General features: G+C 45.6%; 24 protein-coding genes. 17 read left to right on the forward strand and 7 right to left on the reverse strand.

Annotation, left to right across the window (positions count from 1 at the left end):
- The first annotated feature begins 8 nt into the window (after positions 1-8).
- Both DLM86_RS19835 and DLM86_RS19840 read left to right on the forward strand, forming a co-directional pair.
- On the forward strand, positions 9-428 hold the full coding sequence (locus DLM86_RS19835) for a very short patch repair endonuclease (protein WP_245954781.1): 420 nt from the start codon (positions 9-11) through the stop codon (positions 426-428).
- Positions 429-454: 26 nt separating this feature from the next.
- Positions 455-1,669: a type II restriction endonuclease gene (locus DLM86_RS19840; RefSeq protein WP_110841804.1), complete on the forward strand. Its 1,215-nt coding sequence runs from the start codon at positions 455-457 to the stop codon at positions 1,667-1,669.
- 60 nt (positions 1,670-1,729) lie between these two features.
- On the opposite strand, the gene DLM86_RS19845 is transcribed toward DLM86_RS19840, so the two are convergent.
- The gene (locus tag DLM86_RS19845; protein ID WP_110841805.1) at positions 1,730-1,909 is read right to left on the reverse strand and encodes a hypothetical protein; all 180 of its coding nucleotides are present in this window, start codon (positions 1,907-1,909) and stop codon (positions 1,730-1,732) included.
- Between the two features lie 295 nt (positions 1,910-2,204).
- Positions 2,205-2,675 carry a MarR family winged helix-turn-helix transcriptional regulator gene (locus DLM86_RS19850; RefSeq protein ID WP_158289577.1) on the reverse strand — a complete coding sequence of 157 codons (471 nt, stop codon included), beginning with the start codon at positions 2,673-2,675 and terminating at the stop codon, positions 2,205-2,207.
- Positions 2,676-2,827: 152 nt separating this feature from the next.
- On the opposite strand from DLM86_RS19850, the gene DLM86_RS19855 reads away from it, so the two are divergent.
- Positions 2,828-3,892 carry a WD40/YVTN/BNR-like repeat-containing protein gene (locus DLM86_RS19855; protein WP_110841807.1) on the forward strand — a complete coding sequence of 355 codons (1,065 nt, stop codon included), beginning with the start codon at positions 2,828-2,830 and terminating at the stop codon, positions 3,890-3,892.
- Positions 3,889-4,653, forward strand: coding sequence for an SDR family oxidoreductase (locus DLM86_RS19860; RefSeq protein WP_110841808.1), 765 nt, complete (start codon positions 3,889-3,891; stop codon positions 4,651-4,653). Before DLM86_RS19855 ends, DLM86_RS19860 begins: the two co-directional genes overlap by 4 nt.
- Here DLM86_RS19860 and DLM86_RS19865 read toward each other — a convergent pair.
- Both DLM86_RS19865 and DLM86_RS19870 read right to left on the reverse strand, forming a co-directional pair.
- The gene (locus DLM86_RS19865) at positions 4,644-6,293 is read right to left on the reverse strand and encodes a recombinase family protein (protein WP_245954734.1); all 1,650 of its coding nucleotides are present in this window, start codon (positions 6,291-6,293) and stop codon (positions 4,644-4,646) included. The two genes, DLM86_RS19860 and DLM86_RS19865, sit on opposite strands and share 10 nt — an antisense overlap.
- Positions 6,290-6,865, reverse strand: coding sequence for a helix-turn-helix domain-containing protein (locus DLM86_RS19870; RefSeq protein WP_158289578.1), 576 nt, complete (start codon positions 6,863-6,865; stop codon positions 6,290-6,292). Before DLM86_RS19870 ends, DLM86_RS19865 begins: the two co-directional genes overlap by 4 nt.
- A 140-nt stretch (positions 6,866-7,005) precedes the next feature.
- On the opposite strand from DLM86_RS19870, the gene DLM86_RS33025 reads away from it, so the two are divergent.
- Together DLM86_RS33025 and DLM86_RS19875 are read left to right on the forward strand one after the other, a co-directional pair.
- Complete coding sequence (locus DLM86_RS33025) at positions 7,006-7,131, forward strand: hypothetical protein (RefSeq protein ID WP_281272177.1); 126 nt, start codon at positions 7,006-7,008, stop codon at positions 7,129-7,131.
- A 19-nt stretch (positions 7,132-7,150) separates the two neighbouring features.
- Complete coding sequence (locus DLM86_RS19875; RefSeq protein ID WP_158289579.1) at positions 7,151-7,918, forward strand: LuxR C-terminal-related transcriptional regulator; 768 nt, start codon at positions 7,151-7,153, stop codon at positions 7,916-7,918.
- A 357-nt stretch (positions 7,919-8,275) separates the two neighbouring features.
- Here DLM86_RS19875 and DLM86_RS19880 read toward each other — a convergent pair whose 3' ends face one another.
- Both DLM86_RS19880 and DLM86_RS19885 read right to left on the reverse strand, forming a co-directional pair.
- Entirely contained in the window at positions 8,276-8,839 is a 564-nt protein-coding gene (locus tag DLM86_RS19880) for a recombinase family protein (RefSeq protein WP_110841812.1), read from the reverse strand.
- A 363-nt stretch (positions 8,840-9,202) separates the two neighbouring features.
- The gene (locus tag DLM86_RS19885; protein WP_110841813.1) at positions 9,203-9,442 is read right to left on the reverse strand and encodes a helix-turn-helix domain-containing protein; all 240 of its coding nucleotides are present in this window, start codon (positions 9,440-9,442) and stop codon (positions 9,203-9,205) included.
- Positions 9,443-9,585: 143 nt separating this feature from the next.
- On the opposite strand from DLM86_RS19885, the gene DLM86_RS32130 reads away from it, so the two are divergent.
- The 11 genes from DLM86_RS32130 (at position 9,586) to DLM86_RS19935 (ending at position 21,156) form a co-directional block, all read left to right on the forward strand.
- On the forward strand, positions 9,586-9,753 hold the full coding sequence (locus tag DLM86_RS32130) for a hypothetical protein (protein WP_158289580.1): 168 nt from the start codon (positions 9,586-9,588) through the stop codon (positions 9,751-9,753).
- On the forward strand, positions 9,740-10,126 hold the full coding sequence (locus DLM86_RS19890) for a hypothetical protein (RefSeq protein ID WP_110841814.1): 387 nt from the start codon (positions 9,740-9,742) through the stop codon (positions 10,124-10,126). Before DLM86_RS32130 ends, DLM86_RS19890 begins: the two co-directional genes overlap by 14 nt.
- Positions 10,127-10,367: 241 nt before the next feature.
- A complete protein-coding gene (locus tag DLM86_RS19895; protein WP_110841815.1) occupies positions 10,368-13,043 on the forward strand; it encodes an N-6 DNA methylase in 2,676 nt (891 codons plus the stop codon).
- A 148-nt stretch (positions 13,044-13,191) separates the two neighbouring features.
- Positions 13,192-13,866 carry a Crp/Fnr family transcriptional regulator gene (locus tag DLM86_RS19900; protein WP_110841816.1) on the forward strand — a complete coding sequence of 225 codons (675 nt, stop codon included), beginning with the start codon at positions 13,192-13,194 and terminating at the stop codon, positions 13,864-13,866.
- 68 nt (positions 13,867-13,934) lie between these two features.
- The gene (locus tag DLM86_RS19905; protein ID WP_110841817.1) at positions 13,935-14,489 is read left to right on the forward strand and encodes a redoxin domain-containing protein; all 555 of its coding nucleotides are present in this window, start codon (positions 13,935-13,937) and stop codon (positions 14,487-14,489) included.
- A gap of 183 nt (positions 14,490-14,672) precedes the next feature.
- Entirely contained in the window at positions 14,673-15,974 is a 1,302-nt protein-coding gene (locus tag DLM86_RS19910; RefSeq protein WP_110841818.1) for an NAD(P)/FAD-dependent oxidoreductase, read from the forward strand.
- The gene (locus DLM86_RS19915) at positions 15,952-16,815 is read left to right on the forward strand and encodes an RNA polymerase sigma-70 factor (RefSeq protein ID WP_110841819.1); all 864 of its coding nucleotides are present in this window, start codon (positions 15,952-15,954) and stop codon (positions 16,813-16,815) included. Before DLM86_RS19910 ends, DLM86_RS19915 begins: the two co-directional genes overlap by 23 nt.
- 248 nt (positions 16,816-17,063) lie before the next feature.
- On the forward strand, positions 17,064-17,837 hold the full coding sequence (locus DLM86_RS19920) for a TerC family protein (protein WP_110841820.1): 774 nt from the start codon (positions 17,064-17,066) through the stop codon (positions 17,835-17,837).
- Between the two features lie 200 nt (positions 17,838-18,037).
- Positions 18,038-18,745 carry a DNA alkylation repair protein gene (locus DLM86_RS19925; RefSeq protein WP_110841821.1) on the forward strand — a complete coding sequence of 236 codons (708 nt, stop codon included), beginning with the start codon at positions 18,038-18,040 and terminating at the stop codon, positions 18,743-18,745.
- A gap of 195 nt (positions 18,746-18,940) precedes the next feature.
- Positions 18,941-20,242 (forward strand): phytoene desaturase family protein, encoded by a 1,302-nt coding sequence (locus tag DLM86_RS19930; protein ID WP_110841822.1) that lies wholly within the window; start codon positions 18,941-18,943, stop codon positions 20,240-20,242.
- A 5-nt stretch (positions 20,243-20,247) separates the two neighbouring features.
- Positions 20,248-21,156, forward strand: a complete 909-nt coding sequence (locus tag DLM86_RS19935) for an RNA polymerase sigma-70 factor (RefSeq protein ID WP_245954782.1) — start codon at positions 20,248-20,250, stop codon at positions 21,154-21,156.
- Between the two features lie 52 nt (positions 21,157-21,208).
- Here DLM86_RS19935 and DLM86_RS19940 read toward each other — a convergent pair whose 3' ends face one another.
- Positions 21,209-22,534, reverse strand: a complete 1,326-nt coding sequence (locus DLM86_RS19940) for a sensor histidine kinase (protein ID WP_245954735.1) — start codon at positions 22,532-22,534, stop codon at positions 21,209-21,211.
- Between the last annotated feature and the right edge of the window lie 3 nt (positions 22,535-22,537).

A 22,537-nucleotide genomic window follows, 5' to 3' on the forward strand; every position in this document is an offset into this window, starting at 1 on the left:
GTCGCATGATGTCAGGTATCAAGGGCAAGGATACAAAGCCTGAGATGATTCTCCGACAAGGTCTTCACAGGCTTGGTTTCAGGTACCGACTTCATGACCGAAACTTGCCGGGAAAGCCAGACTTGGTCTTTCTCCGGTATAAGGCGGTCATTTTTGCTAATGGATGCTTCTGGCATGGGCACTCTTGCCATTTGTTCAAATGGCCTTCGTCAAATGAGGAGTTCTGGCATACAAAGATAAACCGAAACATGGAAGTGGATAGAGAGAACTTGGCTCGCCTTCAGGAGATGGGCTGGAGGGTCGGAATTGTATGGGAATGCTCCCTGAAAGGAAAATACCGTATCAACAGCGAAGAAGTAATAGAGCTATGTGCCCAGTGGTTGCAGACGACTGATATGACATCGATAGAGATTGGTGGGCAATGCTGACAAACCATGATTTGTGAGGGTGTTATATGCAGAGGGGATTTCTTTCACAGTACTTTGAAGGTATCGCTATCAAGAGGCTAAGTGCAGTAGAAGTTAATACCGCGGTATCCAATCAGCATGAATTCAATGGAAGCAAACCGTTACGCACGATCTTCGGGGATGATCGCGTATCACATGAGGCTCGTTTCCTGTGGCTTGCCGGTGAGAATGAAGGATTTTCCTGTGAAGGGTATCTGACATGGTACGATGCTCGGGAGGCTCATCCTACCCGTTCAGAGTACAGATTATACTTCAAGAGCAACGAAGTTATGGATCAGGCGAGAGAATCAGATATGCTGATTGTCGCCAAACGACCTGACGGCGAAATTTACATGATTCTGGTGCCTCTTGGAAGTACACTCGAAAGTCAGCTGTTATGGCTTTTTGGTGTCGATCAGGTAGGTTTTAGTTTCAATTTTCAGGCTATCGAGGATGGCCATGACCCGGAAGTTGATTTTGCTGTCCGCTATATTCTTGAGGAAATGGGCATTGTCGTTGAGGAACCTGACAGCGATTATCTGGATGGTATACTCGAGCCCTACTTCAATGGAGGGTTTCCAAGTACGTCTGTTTTCTCGGACTTGGCCAGACGGACTCTCAGGGATGTCTCCCCTTATGACGAACCGGATCAGACCCTGCTGAAATGGATTGAGCAGGAGGAGAAGCTGTTCAAAAGACTTGAACGTCATATCGTGGCCAAGAGGCTGGAAACAGGCTTTCTTGATGATGGGAACACTGATGTTGAGGGTTTTATCCAGTTCTCACTGAGTGTTCATAATCGCAGAAAATCACGTGTCGGGTACGCTCTGGAAAACCATTTGGAGGAAATCTTCAAGGCCCATAACCTGACTTATTCCCGAACGGCAGTAACGGAAAACAAGGCCAAACCGGATTTTTTATTCCCGCATATTGATAATTACCGTGATCCGTCGTTCCCTGAATCCAGATTGACCATGCTGGGCGTCAAGTCCACATGTAAAGATAGATGGCGGCAGGTACTGGCAGAAGCTCAGCGGATTCAGAATAAGCACCTCTTTACGCTCGAACCGGGTATAAGTGAGAATCAGACAGACGAAATGCAGGCGAGTAACTTGCAACTCATTCTGCCAAAACGGCTGCATGAAACCTACAAACCCAGTCAGCAAAGCTGGTTGATGGATTTAAGATCATTTATTGAACTTGCAAAAGAGAGACAACATTGAAAAGGCAAATCGGGAACAGGACGAGGCTGAGATTAACTCAGCCTCATTTTTAATGGCATTTTACTTGCTGATGGTTTCTTTCCAGTTCATCAGATCAAAGACTACTTCCCGGAAATCCTTATCAAAGGGATATCCCTCAGATAGCTGGTCGCTGTAGTCGGCTTCAATTTTCTCCCACTCCTCACTAAGGTGAGACCATGCATGAATTGCTTCATTTAATGCTTTCAAAAACTCATCCAAAGCTTTTTACCTCCTGAGTTGTTCTTTTTACTATGATATCATTCTGCCAATGGTTAGTATATGGCAGACGATCCGGGGATGTTAGTTTACCCTATCAATAGATACGGTGAACCGTATCACAAGTAGTGGTAAAGCGGAGAGTGGCAATAACCATCGATACAGCCCTATTACAAGAAAACTCTTATAAAATGAATGTAAGGACGTAACATCGTAAACTTTCAAGAAGTCAGATTTGGATATCGGTTAAGAAAAAAGAAATGACTGTTAGGAAAGGGCCATCCAGCAATGGATGGCCTTAAAACTTGCCGTAACCTCGAGTAAGCTGATTAAGTTGCTGGATCAACTGCTTGCGCGAGTCGAAGGATACTCCTTCAAATATTTTTTCGGCAGCTTGTTCCATGGCGGTTCGCGCATTTTCGATGATGGGGAGTGCTTCATCCGTCAATTTCACCAGCGTTGCCCGACGGTCATTGGGATCCGCCGTCCGCTTTAGCAAATTTTGTCTTTCTAAGGAATCTACATACTGTGTCATGACCCGAGCCTCAACTCCCAGGTTTTTAGCCAAATCACTCATTCGAATGTTCCCATATTGAGAAACATCCAAAAGTACGCGCAAACGTGGTCCAGTTAAGTAGGATGGTAATCCCAAAGTCGATAACAGCCTTTCGAACTCACGATGAACTTGGTGTGTGGTCTTAATGAGAGTTTGTAACACAAAGGCGGCTGAAGCAGAGTTTGCTGGAAAAGGGAAATCTGAGCTGCTCATACATAATCTCCTTGACATTCTTTAATTTACTGATCATAATCATTATCTATAAGAGGTTAATGATCATAATCACTAAGATCAAGATCTGTATATGTATTCTAACCTAATCAGATAACGGTAGCAAACAAATCTGTATACGAGGAGAGAAAGTGATGAAGCGATTTTTCTTATGTGCGTCGGGAGAATTAATTGTATTAGATGAATTAGAAGCGAAGTATAATGTCCAGGCTCAACCAATGGTTTTAAATCCTGTATGTATAGCAGTCGATCCCTTCATGGCAAACCGCCTTTATTGTGGTACCGACGGTTATGGCCTATGGATGAGCGATGACGGCGGGGACAGTTGGAGAAGGATAGGACAAGAGATCTCGGAAACTATCTTTACTTCGGTTTTCGTCAGCCCGATCAGAAAATACGGAAATCATGGAATGGTCTATGTAGGAACAGATCGAAGTGCATTATTTTATTCCATCGATGGAGGTCAAACTTGGAGGGAATGGGAAGAAATCAAAGCGTTATCTTCTTATTCGAAGTGGTCATTTCCTCCAAATCCTAAAACCCATAATGTTCGGATGATTGCGGAAGATCCGTCCAACGGACACATATACGTATCCATCGAGGCAGGAGCAGTGATTAAAACTCCAAATGGGGGCGAACACTGGCTGGATACAAAAGAAGGAAATCCTTTAGACGCTCATACACTATTAGCTCATTCGAAGGCACCTAATCGAATCTATGCAGCGTGCAGCGACGGTGTAGATCAACCAGGCAGGAGTGTGTTAATGAGTCGCGATGGCGGCGAGTCATGGGAACCATTAAGCGATGGGTTAGAACATCGATATATGTTTAGCATGGTAGTCAATAAAGATGACCCGGACATGATGCTTGTTTCCGCCGCTGTTGCAGCAAGAAATGCTTATGACCCTTCGGTTGCTGAATCTTATATTTATCGTAAAGAAAAAGACCAACCGTGGAAAAGGGTTGAACAGGGCTTGCCCGTTGCGGAAGGTACGATGATTTCCAATTTAGCAGCGGACCCGCAAGATACCAATACTTTCTATGCGCTGAATAATCGAGGACTTTATCGATCTTCTGATCGCGGAAACACTTGGACTGCATTGCCTATCGATTGGAAAATGGAACATTTGCAGCATGAGCCACAAAGACGGCATCGCAGCGCATTATTAGTTGCTGATCGGGGAGGAGCGCAAGAATGAATCGACTACATGGAAAAGTGGCTTTGGTTACTGGCGGCAGCAGAGGGATCGGTCGTGGGATCGCATTACGGTTGGCAAGTGAAGGTGCACTGGTTGCCGTTCATTATGGAAGTAGTCAGGATGCTGCGGAAGATGTGGTTAAGTCTATAAAAGCGAATGGAGGTGACGGCTTCTCTATTGGTGCTAACCTTAACTCGGTTGCCGGAGTTAATCAGCTAATCCAATTGCTTGATGAGGAACTCAAGTATCGAGCCGGCAATACGGAATTCGACATATTGATCAATAATGCCGGTATGGGAATTCCCGAATCTTATGAAGAAACGACGGAAACCGCATTTGATGCCATATTTGCAGTGAATGTTAAAGCACCGTTCTTTTTAGTTCAAAAGTCGCTTTCCCGCATTCGCAACGAAGGGCGTATCGTCAACATTTCTTCGGGTGTTACAAGGGTTGCCTACCCGCCCATTATGGCCTATAACTTAACAAAAGGGGCAATGAATACTTTCACGCTTCATCTTGCAAAACTGCTTGGTCCTCGAGGCATCACGGTAAACGCGGTTTTACCCGGCATGGTTAGAACTGACATGAATGCGGACTTTCTTGATTCACCCGAAGCGCAAAAACTCCCCGCCGACATCGTGGCGCTTGGACGAATGGGAGAACCCTCCGATATTGCCGATGTTGTTGCGTTCCTTGCATCTAAGGACGGGCGTTTCGTCACAGCCCAGTTGCTTGATGTTACGGGAGGATCTCATTTATAAACGATACTGTTGATAAGTCTGCATAACCAAAAGGGAGCTGGCCGTGTCAGCTCCCATTTGCATTTTTCGTCGATAGCTCCGTTAAGCTGAACCATACCATAAGTAAGCACAAAGTCGTCGTTTTTAAGAGAAGCATCAAAGAATAGCTCAATTTCTTTAATGCTTCTCTCTGTCGGGTTATTGCCCGGATGAACGGTAATCTTGTTGATGATGGAATGGAGTAGTTCTTTCTGTTTTTCAGGCTCCGCTTTCTTCAGCAACCTAGAAAAGTTTGATAATATTCGGTGTATTTGAGGGAAAGGAATTTCTCGTACTGTCGGACGCTGTAATTCAGATTCGACCTCCGCTTCGTGTGCTTGCAGCTTTTTTAATTCATCCTGTAATTGGTTCAGCCTTCCCATAATAAACACATTATTGAAATTGTCTTTTTCAAGATTGAACAGTAGCCCCTGAGCAGTGTTGTTTACTTCCTTAATTCGTCCTCTAACATGTTGTAACTGTCTCTCAAGGGGCTCTTTGAGTGTGCTGACTTTGTTATTTACACGCTGTACGAGAATGGCAAGCAGCGCCTTATTGGACGCGATTTCCTCAATTTTTTTATACACATACTCTTCGGCTTCATCTGCTTTAACAAGGTTTGAACTACATACGGCAGAGCCCTTTTGTCGGAAATTACCGCATTGATAATATCGAATGTATTCTTTTTGGTTCTTACTGCGCTTAGACCTATGTCCGATCATGCCTTGTCCACACTGAGGACATCTTAATAAAGTCGTTAACGGAAAATGCCCAGTAAATGTTTTTGGCGGTTTATGTGATTTGCTTTGAAAGATTGCAAGAGCTTTATTCCAAGTTTCTGAATCGATAATTGGTTGATGCTTGCCTTTAACGAGAAGCGGGTTAGAATTGGTTCCTTTTCTTCTTTTAGTTTCCCAATCAGTTTGTTTGTTGAACCGGATAAATCCAGCATATGAGGGGTTAGTGATAATCTGGCGAATTGAATTAATTGAGAATGCGACGCCTTTTTTGGTTTTATATCCTTCATGGTTTAGTCTGTTCGCTATTGCTTTGAATCCATATCCCTCAATGTATAGGGCAAAAATATAGCGCACAAGTTCCGCCTCAGATTCAACAATAACAAGTTCTTTATTGATTGAAGTGTAACCCAGCATACTCCCGCCGTTCCAAAGACCTTCATTAGCTCTTTGGGTCATCCCCATTTTCACATTTTCGACTATTTGATTTCTCTCAAGTTCGGCTACAGCACCCATTAACTGCATTCCGAATTTACCCATTGGGTTTGTAAGGTCAAAACCCTCGCTGATACTATTGAACTTAACATTGTTCTCCTCAAGTATTTGGATAATTTTTAATAAATCAAGCTGATTCCTTGCTAACCTGTTTAACTTCCATACAAGTACCAAATCGAATTGCTGAGATTTGCTGTCCTCTAACATCTGTTGGAGTTGATACCTTTTTGAGATTGACTTAGCACTCACACCTTCATCTTTGTAACACTTCACAACTTCATAACCGTGGTGCTTACAGAAATCATGAAGTGCACTGATCTGCCCATCAATGGAGAATCCTTCTTGTGCTTGTTCTTCCGTTGAAACTCTTACATAAATGGCCACTCTCATTTCAATGTCTCCTTTCTGACAAAATCCCCATATTCATCGAATGTATAATTTGCCATTATGGCAGTTTTCACTGTAGCGATTATATTTGCTCGCTCTTCATTAGTTAGTCTGGAGTAGTCATATTCAAATAGAGAGGTAAGAAAGTGAAACTTGTTTTTATCACTTGTCAGAGCCTCAATGTGGCTAATCAGCTTATCGGCTGCCGAAAAGTCCACATCAATAAGCATTTTCAAACTTTGATGTAGACGGTCATTTTTGTTTTTAAGACGAGCTTTCTCAGGCTCTAGCCAATAAAATTCAGCTTGCTCAGCGGCCCAATCTCCTTCGGCTTGTTCTCTTTCAGGTGATTTAATACCAAAATAGTCAAGTAATCCATCAATCTTGGTTTCTTCAATCTCAAGCCTTTTTAGAAGCTGATATGAGGTTTTATAATCCGGCTTTTTAATCAGACCTCTTTCAAGCTGAGATACATAGGTAACGGCTTTTCCTACTTGTTGTGAAAGCTCTTTAGAAGCAATCCCGACTTTTTTTCGCAACTTTTTAATTTCTTTGCCGAAAGCAACTCCGTTCATCATCAACCCTCCAAAAAAAGTATCATGCTAATATGGTAGCATAAGTAGTATAAAATATCAATAACAAACAAATTTGTGCTAAAGATATTGATAAAGTAGCATATATATGCTACTATTTATGTGAAAGGAGGTGTGCCGCTTTGGAGCATCAAATGAAGCTATCTGGTGGACAGGAGGAAATTGAGTTGTTTTTAGATAAAATGGCTGACTTGCTTTTAGAAGAAATTTTAGAAGAAGAAAAATTGTTAATCGAATTATTCTCGTGAACGGAGGAGGAAAATGTTAGTGGAAGGAGATGCGCGAAATTTCGATAACCTGGAGGCTGAACAGCGAATACAAGAAAAATTAATGAACACTATAGCAATCTTTGACCCCCGAAAGAAGATTCCAATAAGGAAGGAAAGCAAAAAGAATATTTTGAATGAAGATGAACGGCTAATACGCCAGTATTTGCTTGCTGGGAATATAGAGGCACTACTTCGGCTTATCGATTGTTATACACCATTTATAAAGTCAATGGTATGGTCACCGTTCAAAAGTATAAAAGGAAAAGCAAGACGGCGATTATCCCCTTTACAAATAAGGGTTAATCGGTTCAAAACAGAACATGTTGAATATCAGTATGTTTCGTCTATGGCGCATGACATTATTTCAGAAGCGTTAGTTGAGTTTTGCCAGCTAGTCCATTCATACTGTTGGCAAACTGGTTCCTTTAGTGGATATGTAAAGAATTATTTACCTCTCCGGATGGAGCGTATATTTCGACAGATTGTAAGTTCAATTGAATCTGTATATCTTGATGGGTTACCCGAGGAATCAAAGGAATTATTTGAACTTCAGTATCTGTCATGTATGAACCTTGATGCGGAAGAAAAAATAGAGCTTGAACAGTATAACCTTACTGAAAAACAACGAGAAGTGGCTATACTCTTGTCAGAAGGATATAATGACGCACAAACTGCCAAAATGCTAGGTATTTCAAGACAGGCGGTTATGAAACATAAAGATGCGATCAAAAAAAAGATGAGGAAATTTCGCCAAACCGCAAACTAATGGTTACACTTTGTGCACTATATATATTCTGAGTGCAGTTCGGGAGAACTGCATAGCGCCGCAGGCTAGTAGTCCTCTCTTGTAAGAATAGAGAAGACTACTATACATAACTAATTTCTTTCATAGCAAGATGATGGTTACATAATACTAAAAGCTTCTTCTCATGCCTCGCTTAAGCCCACAATAGCATTTTCGGCGTTTTGTTCCTCACTCCAAGCTACCTAGAATCACTCCGAGACAAACTATAAGGATTTTACAGCTAGACAACAATTGATGTAATATGGGGCATCTACGGAGGTTTCAGTAATGCTTGTCGCAATTAGAACATTTGTTCCATAAACTTATGATCATAAGTGTTCATAAGTTGCTTTCATATTCTTTCACTCTTCTATAGAATGTGTTCGGCTTCATTCCTAATTCTTTCATGCTGGCTGCAGCAGTCAATCGACCAGCTTTCCAGTTTTGATATACCTTCTTAAACTGCTCTGATATTTCATGCTTCGGTCTACCGAATTTAACTCCCTTCTCAAGAGCAAGAGAGATTCCTTCCGCTTGCCGTTGTTTAATACTCTCCCTCTCTAATTCGTATAATGCACCGAATACAGTAAGCATGAATTTACCTTGTGGTGTACTAGTATCAAAGTTCTCTTTGATGCTAGCGATATGTACCCCCTTGCTTTCAAGCTCTTTGAAGATTTGTAAGAAGTCAAGAGAACTGCGAGCGAGCCTAGATATTGATTCAATGTGAACTGTGTCACCCTCACGAACAAATTCCAGCATTGCTTTGAGTTGTGGGCGATTGCGATCTTTACCGCTTACCTTTTCTGTAAAGAACTTTTCAACTCCGTACTGTTCTAATGCTTTGATTTGTCTCTCCTCATTTTGGTCAGTACTTGATACTCTGACATATGCAACTCTCATGATTTATCGACCTCTGTTCCCTTTATATGTCAATAAGTATATCAGTGTATTTGACACATTTCAATTCGTTTTATAAACTTTTTGAAACAGTTATTTTGGGCTTTTTGTTCATATGTCAGAAGGTATACTTTTTGACATGCTTGAGCGTGGCAGGGTAGGGGCAGGAAAACTAATATTTTCTTTAACACTTTACCCCGATAAAGTGTGGCGTACCTAACAAGCACCGTTCAAAAACAAGTGATCGTATGACCAATATAAAAAAATCAAGGAATATCCAACAGCTTATCGAGACATTCGTTCGCTTGACGACCGTATGATGGCCGTATGAACGAAAAAAACAGCCGTTTGAATGGCTGTCTTTATTTATTCATCATTAGGCTTTGTATAACGCTTCTCAAGTTCTTTTATAAGATCTGAAGGCTTTATGTTTAGCCCCTCAGCAATAGCAAATAATGAACTGATTGTTGGCTGTCTTTTCCCTCTCTCAAGCATACTGATGTAGGTTCTATCCAAATTGATACTTAAGGCTAATTCTTCCTGCGACAAACCCCTTTCAATGCGATACTGCTTGAGAATTTCACCGAAAATGATTTCAATTGTCAAGGTATTTCTCCTTTTTGAAATCATTGTCCGACCGAGCGTTAAAGGGGTCTACAGACTATAGTCACATGCAAATTCATATAAGTGGAATCCTCGTATTGTTGATGTTAAAATGTAGACTATAGTACTCATTGCGGAGGTGTTACATGAAGGAAGATGTAGCGAATGATGCAGAGAGATTTACCTTGCCTAATGGAGTCAATGTAATTGTGAATGGGACACCCTCTGTTGAAGCCTGCGCTTTGTTTGTTCGGCATATGCTAAAAGCTAAGCAAATTTCGGAGAAGGAGAAGAAAGAGAATGAAAATACATAATACTGTGCCGCTTGCACTTATCGCGATAGTTCTTTCTTTGTTCCTTGCTGGATGTGGTTCGACTCCCGATGTAGACTTGAATGCCTATAATAAAGAAATCGACAAAATCGTAAAAGATAGCTTAGGAGTCGTTCGCAAAGTAGACAAAGAAGCTGGTGACTGGTCAGTATTTTATGTAACGGTCAGCAGTGATTGGTACAACACGACAGAAACAAATAAAAAGAGACTTGCTGCTATGCTGCATCAAAAAATATTGCAAGCAGCTAACTCTGCTGGAGCAAAGAGAAATGTTATTATGGTTGTTATAAAAGATCAGAATGGGATAAAGGTTGCTGAAGTAAACGCAAGTGGGGATGTAGAAATCAAAATGTAATGGTAGGAACAACCTTGTTTGATGCAAGGTTGTTTTTCTTTGCTTAAATGCGGACATTTTTTATAATAATTTCCAAAGGGGTTTCAAATCAAAAATTGCTATGGGACAGGTTGGGCTGCGGGAGAGGTTGGTTTATTAGTAATTGAAATATAACTTTAGAGCACACGCAGGAAATCGACATTTTTTGAAGAATTAAATTAGAGTTAACTAAAGTCATTCCTGTGTGCAATGAGGTGGTAATATGACGCAAAACAAATTTTGTAACGATAATGTATTTACCAATGAGGCTTCCGTAGAAACCTTTTTTATCAATAGATTACTTGAGGACTTGGGTTATTCTGACCAACAAATAATTCCAAAGACGAGTATACAAGAATTAAGAATAAGCAGGGGAAGTAGGAGTGCACCTTATAAACCTGATTACGCGATTCAACTGGATGGTACTGTTCGTTGGGTGCTTGATGCTAAAGCACCAGGGGAGGAACTGACTAACTATATTGGTCAATGTTCTGGCTATTGCTTAATGATAAACCAACGCTATAGAAACGCGAACCCTGTTCGTTATTTCGTATTATCAAATGGGTTCTATACTCAGCTATATAATTGGGATTCCGAAGAAGTAATTTTGGAGCTAAGCTTCGCCGACTTTGTCGATGGAAACGAAAAATACAATCGGTTTAAGCAAATTTTGTCGAACGATGGAATCGCAAATATGGTCAGTCAGAACCAACAAGTCCAGCATCACATTCTTTATAAAAAAACACTGGAAGAAGTTAATGCTGCGTTTGCTTGGTGTCATCAGCAGATTTATAAAAAAGATGCAATGAGTCAATCCGCTGCGTTTGAAGAATTTGTTAAAGTCGTGTTCCTTAAATTACTCTCAGATCGAAAACTTCTTAGAGCACATCCAGACATTGCGAATAGAACCGTAATTGAAGTTCCAGTAAACGAAGTGAAGTTCTCGAAAAAATGGATTGAGGAGCGGGAGGCAGATACTCCAAATCCACTTGATACGATCCAGTTTAGAGAATTACTAAACGATCTTGAAAGAGAGATTCTTGTTGGAAATAAGAAGCGAATTTTTGAACCAAATGAAAGAATCCTTTTGTCACCTGAAACAATTAAAGGTGTCGTTGAAAAGCTTGAGGATATATTTTTGTTTGGAATTGATGCCGATCTTAACGGACGCCTATTTGAAACCTTCCTAAATGCAACAATGAGGGGTAAAGATTTAGGGCAGTTCTTTACACCGAGAAGTGTCGTTAAATTAGGTGCGAAATTGGCAAGAATGAAGGTCGGGGTCTTACTCGATAACGGGTCAAGATATACTGAGTCAGTTCTTGATGCTTGCTGTGGCACTGGCGGATTCCTTATTGAAGTATTAGGTGAAATGTGGAGAAAGGTAGATTCTCTTAATACATTAACGCTAGCTGAAAAGGATGCTTTGAAGAACGAGATAGCTCTGCGTAAGATATTTGGGGTTGATGTTGGACGGGAACCAGCAATTGCGCGTATAGCTAGGATGAATATGTATCTTCATGGTGATGGTGGGAGTAGCATTTTTCAAGCGGACGCCCTAGACAAACAAGTCAGAATACTACCTAATGATTCCTTAGAAATTCAGCAGGAAAAAAATCAACTGAGAGCACTAGTACAGCAACCGGGCGGGTTTGTCGATGTTGTTTTAACTAATCCCCCATTTGCCAAGACATACGATAGAACAACAGCGAATGAAGCTGCAATTTTGGACGAGTATGAGTTAGCTTTCAGTGGTGAAGGAGCAAGGAGAACAGCGAGAAATAGCCTGAAGTCAAGTCTTATGTTCATTGAACGGTATTATGATTTACTTAAACCGGGTGGCAGAATGATTACCGTTATTGACGATGGTATTCTTGGAGGCGATGATTACAGACGGTTTCGACAATTTATCAGGGAGAAATTCATCGTTAGAGCAGTTATTTCATTGCCGGGAGACGCTTTTCAAAGGTCGCTTGCGCGAGTTAAGACTTCAATCCTTATACTTGAGAAAAGACGCAATGGTGAGACTGGTCAACCTTCTGTTTTCATGTACCCTTGCAGATATGTTGGCATTGACGATCCATCACGGCAGCGAGTTTTACCGATTGATAGGGAGAACCGCCGACGCGCCGAGGAAGAAATAGCAACTGTTTTAACGCATTATGAGGCGTTTTTGCAGGGTGATCCATCGGTAGCCGATTATGTAGTATCAGGTGATCGAATTTCTGATAGAATGGATGTTAAGTCTTGCTTACTAAAGCCTAACCGGAATGTAGACCAGTGGGAAGCAGCAGGGAGAAATGTTATAAAATTCTCGGAGTTGGTAGATTTAGTTGAGTTTTCAGAAAACAATGCAATTGATACTAGAGAAAGCGATGATTTTGTAACATATCTTCGTGTGAGATATGATGGATTTGCCGAAGCAGGAGACGAAATTTTAGCTTCAGATAGCACATATAGTCGGTTATATATTGTATCGGCTGGAGACATTGTCTTAAGCAATATAGGCGCAACTTACGGCTCCTGTGCCATCGTTCCGGCTGAGCTAGATGGGTGTGTAGTTACAAATGAGTTCACCATCTTCCGCCCAAAAGAAGGGGTAGATCCAAGGGTAATATGGATGCTTTTGAGAACTCCTGAAGCGCGGGCAAATTTATTACTGTTGGCAACAGGGATCAGTAGGACAAGGGTTAAATGGGAAAACCTTGCAAATCTAATATTACCACTTCCAGACCCAGAAATAACCGAGAGGGTTGCTCAGGCAATAAGGGAAGCTGAGGAAATGGAACAAGCATCAATTGAGCTAAGACATAATGCGAGAGAGATATTGGAGACACATTTAGACTTAGCCAATAACGAAGCAAATGATATATTGTTGGCATTCAAACCTCCGCGTTGAATTTCAATAGCCACTCCATACTGGAGTGGCGCTTTCTTTATATCTTGATGTATACTCTGTGATCAAACTTTACTTTGTGCTTAGATATTGTTCGGTGAACCTGCCACAAGTGACGGTAAGTTTTATAGGCCAAGGGAGTGTGAAAACAATGCAAGATATCGAAGTCATTTCTTCTCGGGCAATGGAGGCTTGTCCTTATCTGAGTGTGGTTCCTTCTGTGGAATGGGTGAAAGCACAGCCAGTTGTCCGGAAGTTCCCAGCTAAATCTCGTCTATTTCAGCGGGAGGATGCGGCTTCCTATGGCCTATTTCTATTAAGCGGAACCGCTCGCATCAGTCGTGTCGCTGAGGATGGCGGGGAGACCGTCTTAAGTCGGCTCCAGGCGGGCGAGGTATGCGCCCTTTTCGTACTTAGCGGCCTAAGCGGCCGCGATTACCCGGGGGCCATAACGGCTGAGTCGGAAGTCGAAGCCCTATTCATTGCGAAAGAGAGTTTCCTCGGCTGGCTGCAGACGCACGCGGAAATTCGGGCTGCTGTTTTCGGAGGCTTGCTGGATGGCTTGCTTCGCATAGGAGAACAATATGACGGGCGCCGATCGCAATCCTTGGATGCACGGTTGGCAAAAGCTCTGCTACGAACCTCTTCGGAACGAGAGCCGCTACTGCATGTAACCCATCATGAGTTGGCGGTAGAGATTGGTTCCTCTCGTGAAGTCGTAAGCCGTGCGTTGCGGCGCTACCGAAACCAGGGGTGGATCGAGTCGGGAAGGGGTTGGATTCGCGTTATTCATCCGGAGCAATTGGAGGCGTTGCAAGGTGACTAGGTCACGGAAGTAGGGGGGATGTCCTGATAAGATGGGGATACAGCTCATCGACTTAGGAGGTATTTTCTATGGTTCAACTACTTCAACCGGGCATGATCGCTCCGCCATTCACTACCACTGACATCCTCGGCAATCCCGTAGCGTTGGAGAGCTATCGAGGTCGAAAAGTGCTGCTTTCCTTTTTCCGATTCTCTGCCTGTGCCGTGTGCAATTTGCGAGTACACCAGTTTATTGGTCGATACCCACAGTGGAAGCGCGAAGGCATGGACGTCATCGCTTTGTTTGAATCGCCTATTGCCAACATGAGAACTTATGTAGGCGCTCAAAACGCTCCGTTCTCGTTGGTTGCCGATCCAACTGCTGCTCTGTATGATTTGTACGGCATCGAATCCTCGGAAGAGAAAGTGAAGGCAACCTTGGCCGACCCTCGTACAAAAGAGTTTATCGCTGAAGCTGCAGCCGCCGGTTTCGAGCTTACGCCCGAGAACGATTCCAACTTCCAACGAATCCCCGCCGAATTTTTAATCGACGAGAATGGAATCGTCCGGCTGGCCCATTATAGCCGACTGATCACCGACCATCTGGAGCTCGCGGTAATCGACCGTTTCGCAGCAGGTCAATAAGCCGAAACGAAGATCGTTGAAAATAGAGATTCAAGGAAAGGGCCATCCGCAGAGGGTGGCCTTAAAATTTGCCGTTCCAGCCAACGCGGGGTAAAGCGAAGAGTGAGAATCGGCATGACGGAACTGTCACACTTCACATCCCTTCCCCGTCATACAGGTAAAATTGCGAGGGGATGATGAGCGATGCAAAAGATTGACGTGGTCGTGGTCGGTGGAGGAATTGCGGGTTTAACCGCCGCCATTTACGCAGCCAAAGCCGGAAAACAAACGGTGGTCATTGAAAAGCAAAATCGCTTGGGCGGCCGAGCCATATCCAACAAGAAAAAAGGAGCTTACTTCAATCTGGGCGCACATGCCTTGTATAAGGGAGACGCGCTTGCAACTTTCCGGGAACTGGGATTGTCCTTGCAAGGAAAAAAACCTTCGGCTTTCGCATATGGCATTTGGAAAGGGAAGCTGAGCCCCCTGCCTTCGGATATGAAATCGTTGTTTACGACCCCATTGCTGTCGTGGAAAGGAAAGATGGAGTTCGCCTCTTGTCTTACGAAGCTTTCAAAAGCGGATACACGTCCATTTGACCGGATCAGTATCCGCCAATGGGTCGAGGGGAATGTGCGGGATCCCATGGTGCGCCATATCTTTTATTCGTTGCTTCGTACCGCCGGTTATGTGGCCGGGCCGGATTTGCCAGCCGCGGGTCCCGTATTGAAGCAGCTGCAGAATGCCCTTAAAGGCGCGTTGTACCTGGATCGCGGGTGGGGCGAATTGATCGAGGAATTGCGGAAGAAGGCATCCGAACTGGGCGTGCGGCTATTAACCAATACCAAGGTCTCGTCCGTCGACACCCGCGGCGGAATCGTGCGGCAGGTTCTCTGCGAAGACGGGACGAAAATCGATACGCACCATGTGATCCTTGCCACATCGCCTGCTATCGCCAATGAGTTGGTGCCCTTTGCCGAAAAAACCGCTCTTCATACCTGGAAAGAGCAAGCGATCGAGGTCACGGCGGCTTGCCTGGATGTGGCCTTGAAGCGACTTCCGAAGCCCAAGCAACAATTTGCATACGGAATCGATCAGACCGTGTTTCTCACCAATCAATCGCGTGCGGCTTATCTAAGCGACGATGGCGCGCAGGTCATATCGCTCATTAAGTACCAAGGGAAGGAAACGAACCCGGATAGCGATTTGCACGAACTGGAAGGTGTGCTGGATTTGATGCAGCCGGGATGGCGGGAACAATTGATTGTCAAGCAATACCTTCCTAAAATGACGGTTTGTCACGACTTTATGCATATGAAGCGTCTTGAGAATCCCGGGCCCGCTGTGCCGGAAATACAAGGACTATACGTAGCAGGAGAATGGGCGTCGCACGGTGAAGTATTGGCCGATGCCGCGACGGCAAGCGCCAAAAGAGCCATCCAACACATGCTCTCCCTCGAGGGTAAGGAGAGGAATGCCTTTTATGAGCACAGAGGAATTATATAAACGTTATAAAACGGAGCTGTTTTCGTTAGCCTATCGAATGCTCGGCAGCGTCATGGATGCGGAGGATATCGTGCAAGATGCTTTTTTGAGCTATGACGGGCTGTCCGACGCCGGGACCATCCGAAACGAAAGGGCATTTTTATACAAAATCGTAACGAATCGCTGTCTTGATCTTTTGCGATCGTCGGCCAAAAAGCGGGAAATGTACGTCGGTCCGTGGCTACCGGAGCCTCTGATTGAAAAAGGGGCTTCGGACAACGATCCGTCCCATAAGTATTTGCGGTCCGAGTCGATTTCCACGGCTTATCTTCTGCTTCTGCAGCAACTGAGTGCAACGGAAAGGGCGGTTTTTCTTCTCCGAGAGGTTTTTCATTATTCGTTTGAAGAGATTGCCGATATCGTCGGGAAAAGCAGTGCGAATTGCCGGCAAATTTTCCATCGCGCCAAAAAAAGCATCCATTTCGACCCGGACCAACAACCGTCGGTTTCCATTGCGGAGGAGAAGGTTAAAGCGTTTGTGACATCGCTGCTGCAAGGAAATACGACGAAGCTTCTGGAGCTGGTTAATGAAAATGTCGTGTTCTATTCGGACGGCGGAGGCAAAGTAAGAGTGGCGCAAGTGCCTGTTGTCGGGTTTGAGCAAGTGCTGAAGCTGCATCTTCATTTGATCAACAGGCATGCGGGTAACATGACGTTTTCGTTCCTCCTGGTGAACGGGCTCCCCGGAATCGGCATTCGGTTGGGTGAAGGCATACAATATGTTTATTCGTTTGCCTATCGAGATCAGAAGATCGAAGCGATCTATAATGTCGCAAATCCGGAGAAGCTAAGACATCTATAGAACCACGATTTAAAAACTAGATGTATCGAATGCGAGGCGCTACGTTTGAGCCCCCCGATCTTTGGGGGTGTTTTTTGCTGCCGAACGCAAAGTCGCAACAAGCTCTTCCGAACGGGGAGAGCTTGTTCGCATTGGATATGCGGTATTTAAAATAAGTTGAATCCCATCGGCGACTTATTACGTATACCAATTTGCAGGGCAGGAAATATTATCTCTACATATTGGGTCGGAGAGGGGAGAATTGAAACTTGGAGTCATTGTGGTTGGAGTATGCGTGGGCTTTACTCATTCTTATCGGCTTGGAAGGATTGCTGTCGGCCGACAATGCGCTCGTATTGGCGGTTATCGCGAAGCATTTACCGGATGAACAGAAGAAACGAGCGATCAACTATGGAATCATCATGGCCTTCGTCTTTCGTTTTGCCGCACTTTTCGCGATATCCTTCATCGCAAATGTTTGGCAAGTGCAGGCGATTGGCGCGGCTTACCTTCTTTACCTGGGTCTCAAGCACATCATCCAAGCGCGGTTCGGTAAGAAGAACGAGAATACGCACAAGGATCAAAAGCAAGAGGCCGCAGGGAAAGGGTTTTGGCCTACAGTCGGAAAAATTGCGTTGGCCGACCTCGCTTTTGCCATCGATTCTATTCTTGCCGCGGTAGCGCTTGCGCTCGGATTGCCGGACTCCCCGCTGGGCGAGTTCGGCGGTATGGACGGCGGACAATTCGCAGTAGTGGTGCTTGGCGGGATTGCCGGCTTAGTGTTAATCAAATATGCGGCAACTTGGTTTGTAAAGCTGCTTGGCCAACGCCCCGCGCTCGAGACGACGGCTTATGCAATCGTTGCCTGGGTGGGGGTAAAGCTAGCCGTCATTACGCTTGCCCATGAGGATATTGCTATTTTGGATCATCATTTCCCCCATAGCACGGGCTGGACTTCCGTCTTCTATATTGTCTTGGTGGCGATCGCCCTTATTGGATGGTTTTCACCAAGCAATAAACTTTCTAAGGCGGGGAACGCCTAATGGAGAAATCGTGCTGAGCCATGTCTAAACAAATAGGGTGAAGGCATCGACTGGAGCTGTTGCGTCGGACATGCTCCTTTTTTCTTTTGCCGATAACCCGTCGTGATCCCGTTATCATTGGATTAAAGCCGATTTATGATATATTCAAGGTAAGACGTCTGCTTCGCTACCGGCAAATCGATAAAAAGGAAGTGCGAATCATGAATCTAGAAACGGTCATGCAAGAGCTGGAAGCTCTCGGCAAGGAACGCACCAAGAAGATCTACCAATCCAATGGCGCGCACGAACCGCTTTTTGGCGTGGCCACAGGGGAAATGAAGCCTCTCTTCCGAAAAATCAAACGCAATCAGCCTTTGGCCGAGCAGCTCTACGCGACGGGGAATTACGACGCCATGTACTTTGCCGGGGTGATCGCGGATCCGGAAGCCATGACAGAGGCGGATTTTGAACGGTGGATCGACGGAGCTTATTTTTATATGCTATCGGATTATGTGGTAGCCGTAACTTTGGCCGAAACGGATATTGCGCAAGACGTGTCCGATAAATGGATTGCAAGCGGTATCGAGCTTAAAATGTCGGCGGGCTGGAGCTGCTACTGCTGGATGCTCGGGAATCGGCCGGACCGTGAATTTTCCGAAGAGAAGCTTGCCGATATGCTGGACCTTGTTAAACAAACGATTCATGACGCCCCGGATCGTACGAAGTATGCGATGAACAATTTCATCTACACGGTGGGAGTCTCTTATGTGCCGCTCCATGAGAAGGCGGTCGCGATCGCGAAGGAGGTAGGCCCGGTGGAAGTCCATCGCGGCACGGCGAAAAGCAAGTTTTTGAACGCTTCCGGTAATATCCAGAAGGCGGTAGATAAAGGGCAGCTTGGCTTCAAACGAAAATACGTAAGGTGTTAGTCCCATCCATTTTTGGCGGGAGAGGCATGGAGGGACATGTGCTTTAAGCGATAGGCTGCAAATTCAAGTGGAGAACGGAGCCCAAAAGCGTAAGTGGGATCGTTCTTCATTTTTTTTGTTTCGTTTCGTGTCACAGATCCGCGACATTCTCCATCTTAGTTGATGAATGAATAAACAGCGAAGGAAGGATGAAGGATGAAACAGTTTGATGCGGCAATCATTGGCGGAGGAATTGCGGGTTTGGTGGCATCGATCGAGTTGGCTCAGGCGGGTAAGTCCGTTGTCCTCATCGAGAAGTCCAGCCAGCTTGGCGGTCGGGCCATATCGGTCAAGAAAAACGGGGCTATCTTCGATGTCGGTTCGCACGCCATCATCAAGGGAGGGGCACTGCATAACATACTGCAAGATTTGGGCATACGGATGGAGGGAGGATCTCCAGGAACAAACGTATCCTTTTTGTGGAACAATAAGGTAACCCATATGTTTAAATTTATCCTTTCCCAAAACCTGAGCTGGTCCGGTAAGATGCAATTTATGAAGTTTTTTAAAACGTTGACCGCCTTCGATGCCGATTCGGTGCCGGCGATCAGTCTGCGGAGATGGGTTGAACAAGAATTCAGCGATCCGATGACTCGTCATATTATCTATGCCATGTTCAGGACAAATTCGTACGCACAAGCCATAGATCACCAATTGGCCGGCCCCGCCTTACGTTCCGTGGCGCGTACGACCAAGAAGAACAGCATTATCTATATTCAAGACGGCTGGCAAACTTTGGTGGACCAGCTATACGAAAAAGCCGTTCGGTCAGGCGTCTCCATACTCACACGGAAAAATGCAACGAAAATCGAACATGACGGAGCCGTTCATAAAATCAAGTTTGCTGACGGCCAGGAGATGGACGTCACGCATGTGATTTCCGCGACTCCACCTGCCGTAACCTCCCGGCTCTTGGGCGATACGGGCTGCCGTTCGATTTTAAGCTGGAAAGAACAAGCTCGTGTCATCGAGGCGGCCAGCTTGACTCTTTCTTTGAAGCGGCTTTCAGCACCCGATCATTTTGCGGTGTTGGGTCTTGATCAGCCCGTGTACTTCATTAATCAGTCGAAGTTTACACGATTAAGCGAAGACGGCACTTCGGTGGTGAACATTACGAAAAGTAACGGAACCGGCGGAACGGATGCCAAAGCGGACGAACAATTACTCGAACGGACGTTGGACTTGATCCAACCCGGTTGGCGGAAGGAAGTGGTCGCTAGGCAGTACCTTCCTCATATTACGGTAGCCTACGACTTTATGCACTTGGGCAGGGAAGATCGATTTCCGGGCCCGGCCGTACCCGAAATTGCAGGACTTTACGTGGCGGGAGAATGGGCCACCCATGGAGAGAATTTGGCGGATGCTGCGGCGGCAAGCGGCAGACGTGCGGCGCGGCGCGTGTTACAAGATATGGAGACAACCCGGAAGTCTGGCCGGGATACGATGATATTGGTGTGAGCGACATGCAGAAAGCGGGGGCTCTCCTCATGGAAAACAGGCAGACCGAGCAAGCATATTCCTTATACAAACCGCTATTGTTCTCTCTTGCCTACCGTATGCTGGGCAGCGTCATGGATGCGGAAGATGTTGTCCAGGAAGCCTTTTTCACTTTGTACAAATCGGGCTCCGACCACATCCATAATATGAAAGCGTACATGTGCAAAATCGTAACAAACCGCTGTCTCGAACTGCTTCGTTCCACGAGCAAGCAGCGGGAAGTTTACGTCGGGACCTGGCTGCCGGAGCCGCTCGTGACAACGGCAAGCGATGAAACGGATCCGATGCAATCATACTTGCAGAAGGAATCGGTAACGACCGCTTACTTGCTGTTGCTGCAGCAGTTATCTTATGTGGAGCGAGCCGTTTTCTTGCTGCGCGAGGCGATGCAGTACGATTATGATGAAATTGCCGACATCGTAGGCAAAAGCAGCGCGAACTGCCGACAAATCTTTCATCGGGCGAAACGGAGTCTTAGCGTAAAGGGTGTATCGGATACTTCGGACCGCTCGGATCTGGAGAAAGCCACAAACTTGGTGGAACAATTCATGCACGCTCTGACTACAGGTGACGCGGCCCGCCTTATGAAATTCCTATCGATCGACGCGGTACTGCTCGCAGACGGAGGCGGCAAAGTAAAGGCACTTACGCAACCGCTTCATGGGCACCTTTCAATTTCCGAAAGTATTTCGAGTGTTTTGAAAAAATGGCCTGGAAGCTTTACTTGCCGTATCGCCATGGTGAATGGCCTGCCTGGAATCGTTGTATATAAGGATACAATCATGTGGTCTGTCTTTTCATTTATGATTCGGGATGGACGCATCACGAATCTATACTTTGTTGTCAACCCGGATAAATTGACACATGTGCAATAGTTGAATTACCGACAATCAGGTCGTCGATTCCTTCGACGGCCCTCTTCATCCATTATCGCTCCATCCGTCCCATCGGCAAATACACGATAAACACCGACCCCTCGCCAACCACGCTTTGCACGTCGATCCAGCCCCCATGAGCAAGGATGTTTTGCCGCGCGATCGCAAGCCCGAGACCGGTCCCGCCGCTCGGACGAGCTCTGGAATGGTCGGCTCGATAAAACCGGTCGAAGATGTGGGGCAAGTCTTCTTGAGCTATGCCGGCTCCGCTGTCTTCCACCCGGATTCGGGCATAGGACTGATGCCGGTCTGGCAGGTATGCCGTTTCCACCAAGAGTCGGATTCGCCCGCCGGGGTTCGTATAGTAGCCGGCATTCGTCAGAATGTTGTACAGCGCCTGAAGAATGCGGGCTTTTTCCACCGAGACGGGAATGACCTCTTCCTGGGCATGCAGGGACAGATCGATTTGCTTATCCTCCACCATAAACCGGATTTTCTCTGTTAAATCCTCCAGCAGCGCAACCAAGTTCTCCGTCCGCGGGCGCAGCTCCGTCATGCCGGCTTCGAGCTTGGACAAGTCCAGCACCTCATGAACCAATCGCGACAGCCGCAGCACTTCGTCAAGAATGGAAGCTTGTTTGTCGGCGGGAAGCGGGGCCCCCGTCTCATGGGCCAGCTCCAATTCCCCTTGGATGATCATCAGCGGCGTTTTCAATTCATGAGCGACATCGGACATCAGCTGCTTGCGGGTTCGTTCCGCGTCGGCCAGCGAATCGTTCATCTCTCGAAGAGCCCTGGAAATCGCTCCGAATTCGTCTTTTCGACGCTCGGGAAAGACGGCCGCAGCGCCGCCTTTTTGGATCGTCTCGATGCCTTGGATGATGTTGCGTACAGGGCTTGTCAGCCTCCACGACAACAGGAAGATGGTCAGCAGCGCCGCAATGCCGGTGAAGAGCAGCGAAGCGATGCCGATATTAGGCAGCATGCCGTACCATATCGTTTTGAACTCGTAGGTCTTGTACTGCTTGTCGTTCATCACGTACAGTCTGCCGATCCTCCGGTCCCCCTCGTCAAGCGCGAGCATAAAGCCGTCGCTGCGAAGTTCATCCGGGTTTAGTGTTCCTTGCCGATACAAGACCTTTCCATCCGCAGACAATACGATTTCGGAAAAGGAGTCGGCATGTTCGAACCTTGCGCTGCCAACATGCTCCCAAGAATCGCCGTGATCCCGGTAATATTGTTCGAACTCCTTTTTAAGCGATTCAAAAGGTCCCTTATTCTCCAGATAGGCGAAATCGCGGGAAATATAAAACTGGACATGTGTAACGGCAAGTAAAACAAGCAGAATGAACAGGATCAATACGCTCATCGACAGCATGAG

The organism is Paenibacillus flagellatus, assembly GCF_003217775.1.
GTDB classification, from domain to species: Bacteria; Bacillota; Bacilli; order Paenibacillales; family NBRC-103111; genus Paenibacillus_AB; species Paenibacillus_AB flagellatus.

Excerpts from the sequence above, each read along its gene's own strand:
- DLM86_RS19835 (WP_245954781.1), top strand. The coding sequence starts at position 9 with ATGTCAGGTATCAAGGGCAAGGATACAAAGCCTGAGATGATTCTCCGA.
- DLM86_RS19840 (WP_110841804.1), top strand. The coding sequence starts at position 455 with ATGCAGAGGGGATTTCTTTCACAGTACTTTGAAGGTATCGCTATCAAG.
- DLM86_RS19850 (WP_158289577.1), bottom strand. The coding sequence starts at position 2,675 with ATGAGCAGCTCAGATTTCCCTTTTCCAGCAAACTCTGCTTCAGCCGCC.
- DLM86_RS19855 (WP_110841807.1), top strand. The coding sequence starts at position 2,828 with ATGAAGCGATTTTTCTTATGTGCGTCGGGAGAATTAATTGTATTAGAT.
- DLM86_RS19860 (WP_110841808.1), top strand. The coding sequence starts at position 3,889 with ATGAATCGACTACATGGAAAAGTGGCTTTGGTTACTGGCGGCAGCAGA.
- DLM86_RS19865 (WP_245954734.1), bottom strand. The coding sequence starts at position 6,293 with ATGAGAGTGGCCATTTATGTAAGAGTTTCAACGGAAGAACAAGCACAA.
- DLM86_RS19870 (WP_158289578.1), bottom strand. The coding sequence starts at position 6,865 with ATGAACGGAGTTGCTTTCGGCAAAGAAATTAAAAAGTTGCGAAAAAAA.
- DLM86_RS19880 (WP_110841812.1), bottom strand. The coding sequence starts at position 8,839 with ATGAGAGTTGCATATGTCAGAGTATCAAGTACTGACCAAAATGAGGAG.
- DLM86_RS32130 (WP_158289580.1), top strand. The coding sequence starts at position 9,586 with ATGAAGGAAGATGTAGCGAATGATGCAGAGAGATTTACCTTGCCTAAT.
- DLM86_RS19890 (WP_110841814.1), top strand. The coding sequence starts at position 9,740 with ATGAAAATACATAATACTGTGCCGCTTGCACTTATCGCGATAGTTCTT.
- DLM86_RS19895 (WP_110841815.1), top strand. The coding sequence starts at position 10,368 with ATGACGCAAAACAAATTTTGTAACGATAATGTATTTACCAATGAGGCT.
- DLM86_RS19900 (WP_110841816.1), top strand. The coding sequence starts at position 13,192 with ATGCAAGATATCGAAGTCATTTCTTCTCGGGCAATGGAGGCTTGTCCT.
- DLM86_RS19905 (WP_110841817.1), top strand. The coding sequence starts at position 13,935 with ATGGTTCAACTACTTCAACCGGGCATGATCGCTCCGCCATTCACTACC.
- DLM86_RS19910 (WP_110841818.1), top strand. The coding sequence starts at position 14,673 with ATGCAAAAGATTGACGTGGTCGTGGTCGGTGGAGGAATTGCGGGTTTA.
- DLM86_RS19915 (WP_110841819.1), top strand. The coding sequence starts at position 15,952 with ATGAGCACAGAGGAATTATATAAACGTTATAAAACGGAGCTGTTTTCG.
- DLM86_RS19925 (WP_110841821.1), top strand. The coding sequence starts at position 18,038 with ATGAATCTAGAAACGGTCATGCAAGAGCTGGAAGCTCTCGGCAAGGAA.
- DLM86_RS19930 (WP_110841822.1), top strand. The coding sequence starts at position 18,941 with ATGAAACAGTTTGATGCGGCAATCATTGGCGGAGGAATTGCGGGTTTG.
- DLM86_RS19935 (WP_245954782.1), top strand. The coding sequence starts at position 20,248 with ATGCAGAAAGCGGGGGCTCTCCTCATGGAAAACAGGCAGACCGAGCAA.
- DLM86_RS19940 (WP_245954735.1), bottom strand. The coding sequence starts at position 22,534 with ATGCTGTCGATGAGCGTATTGATCCTGTTCATTCTGCTTGTTTTACTT.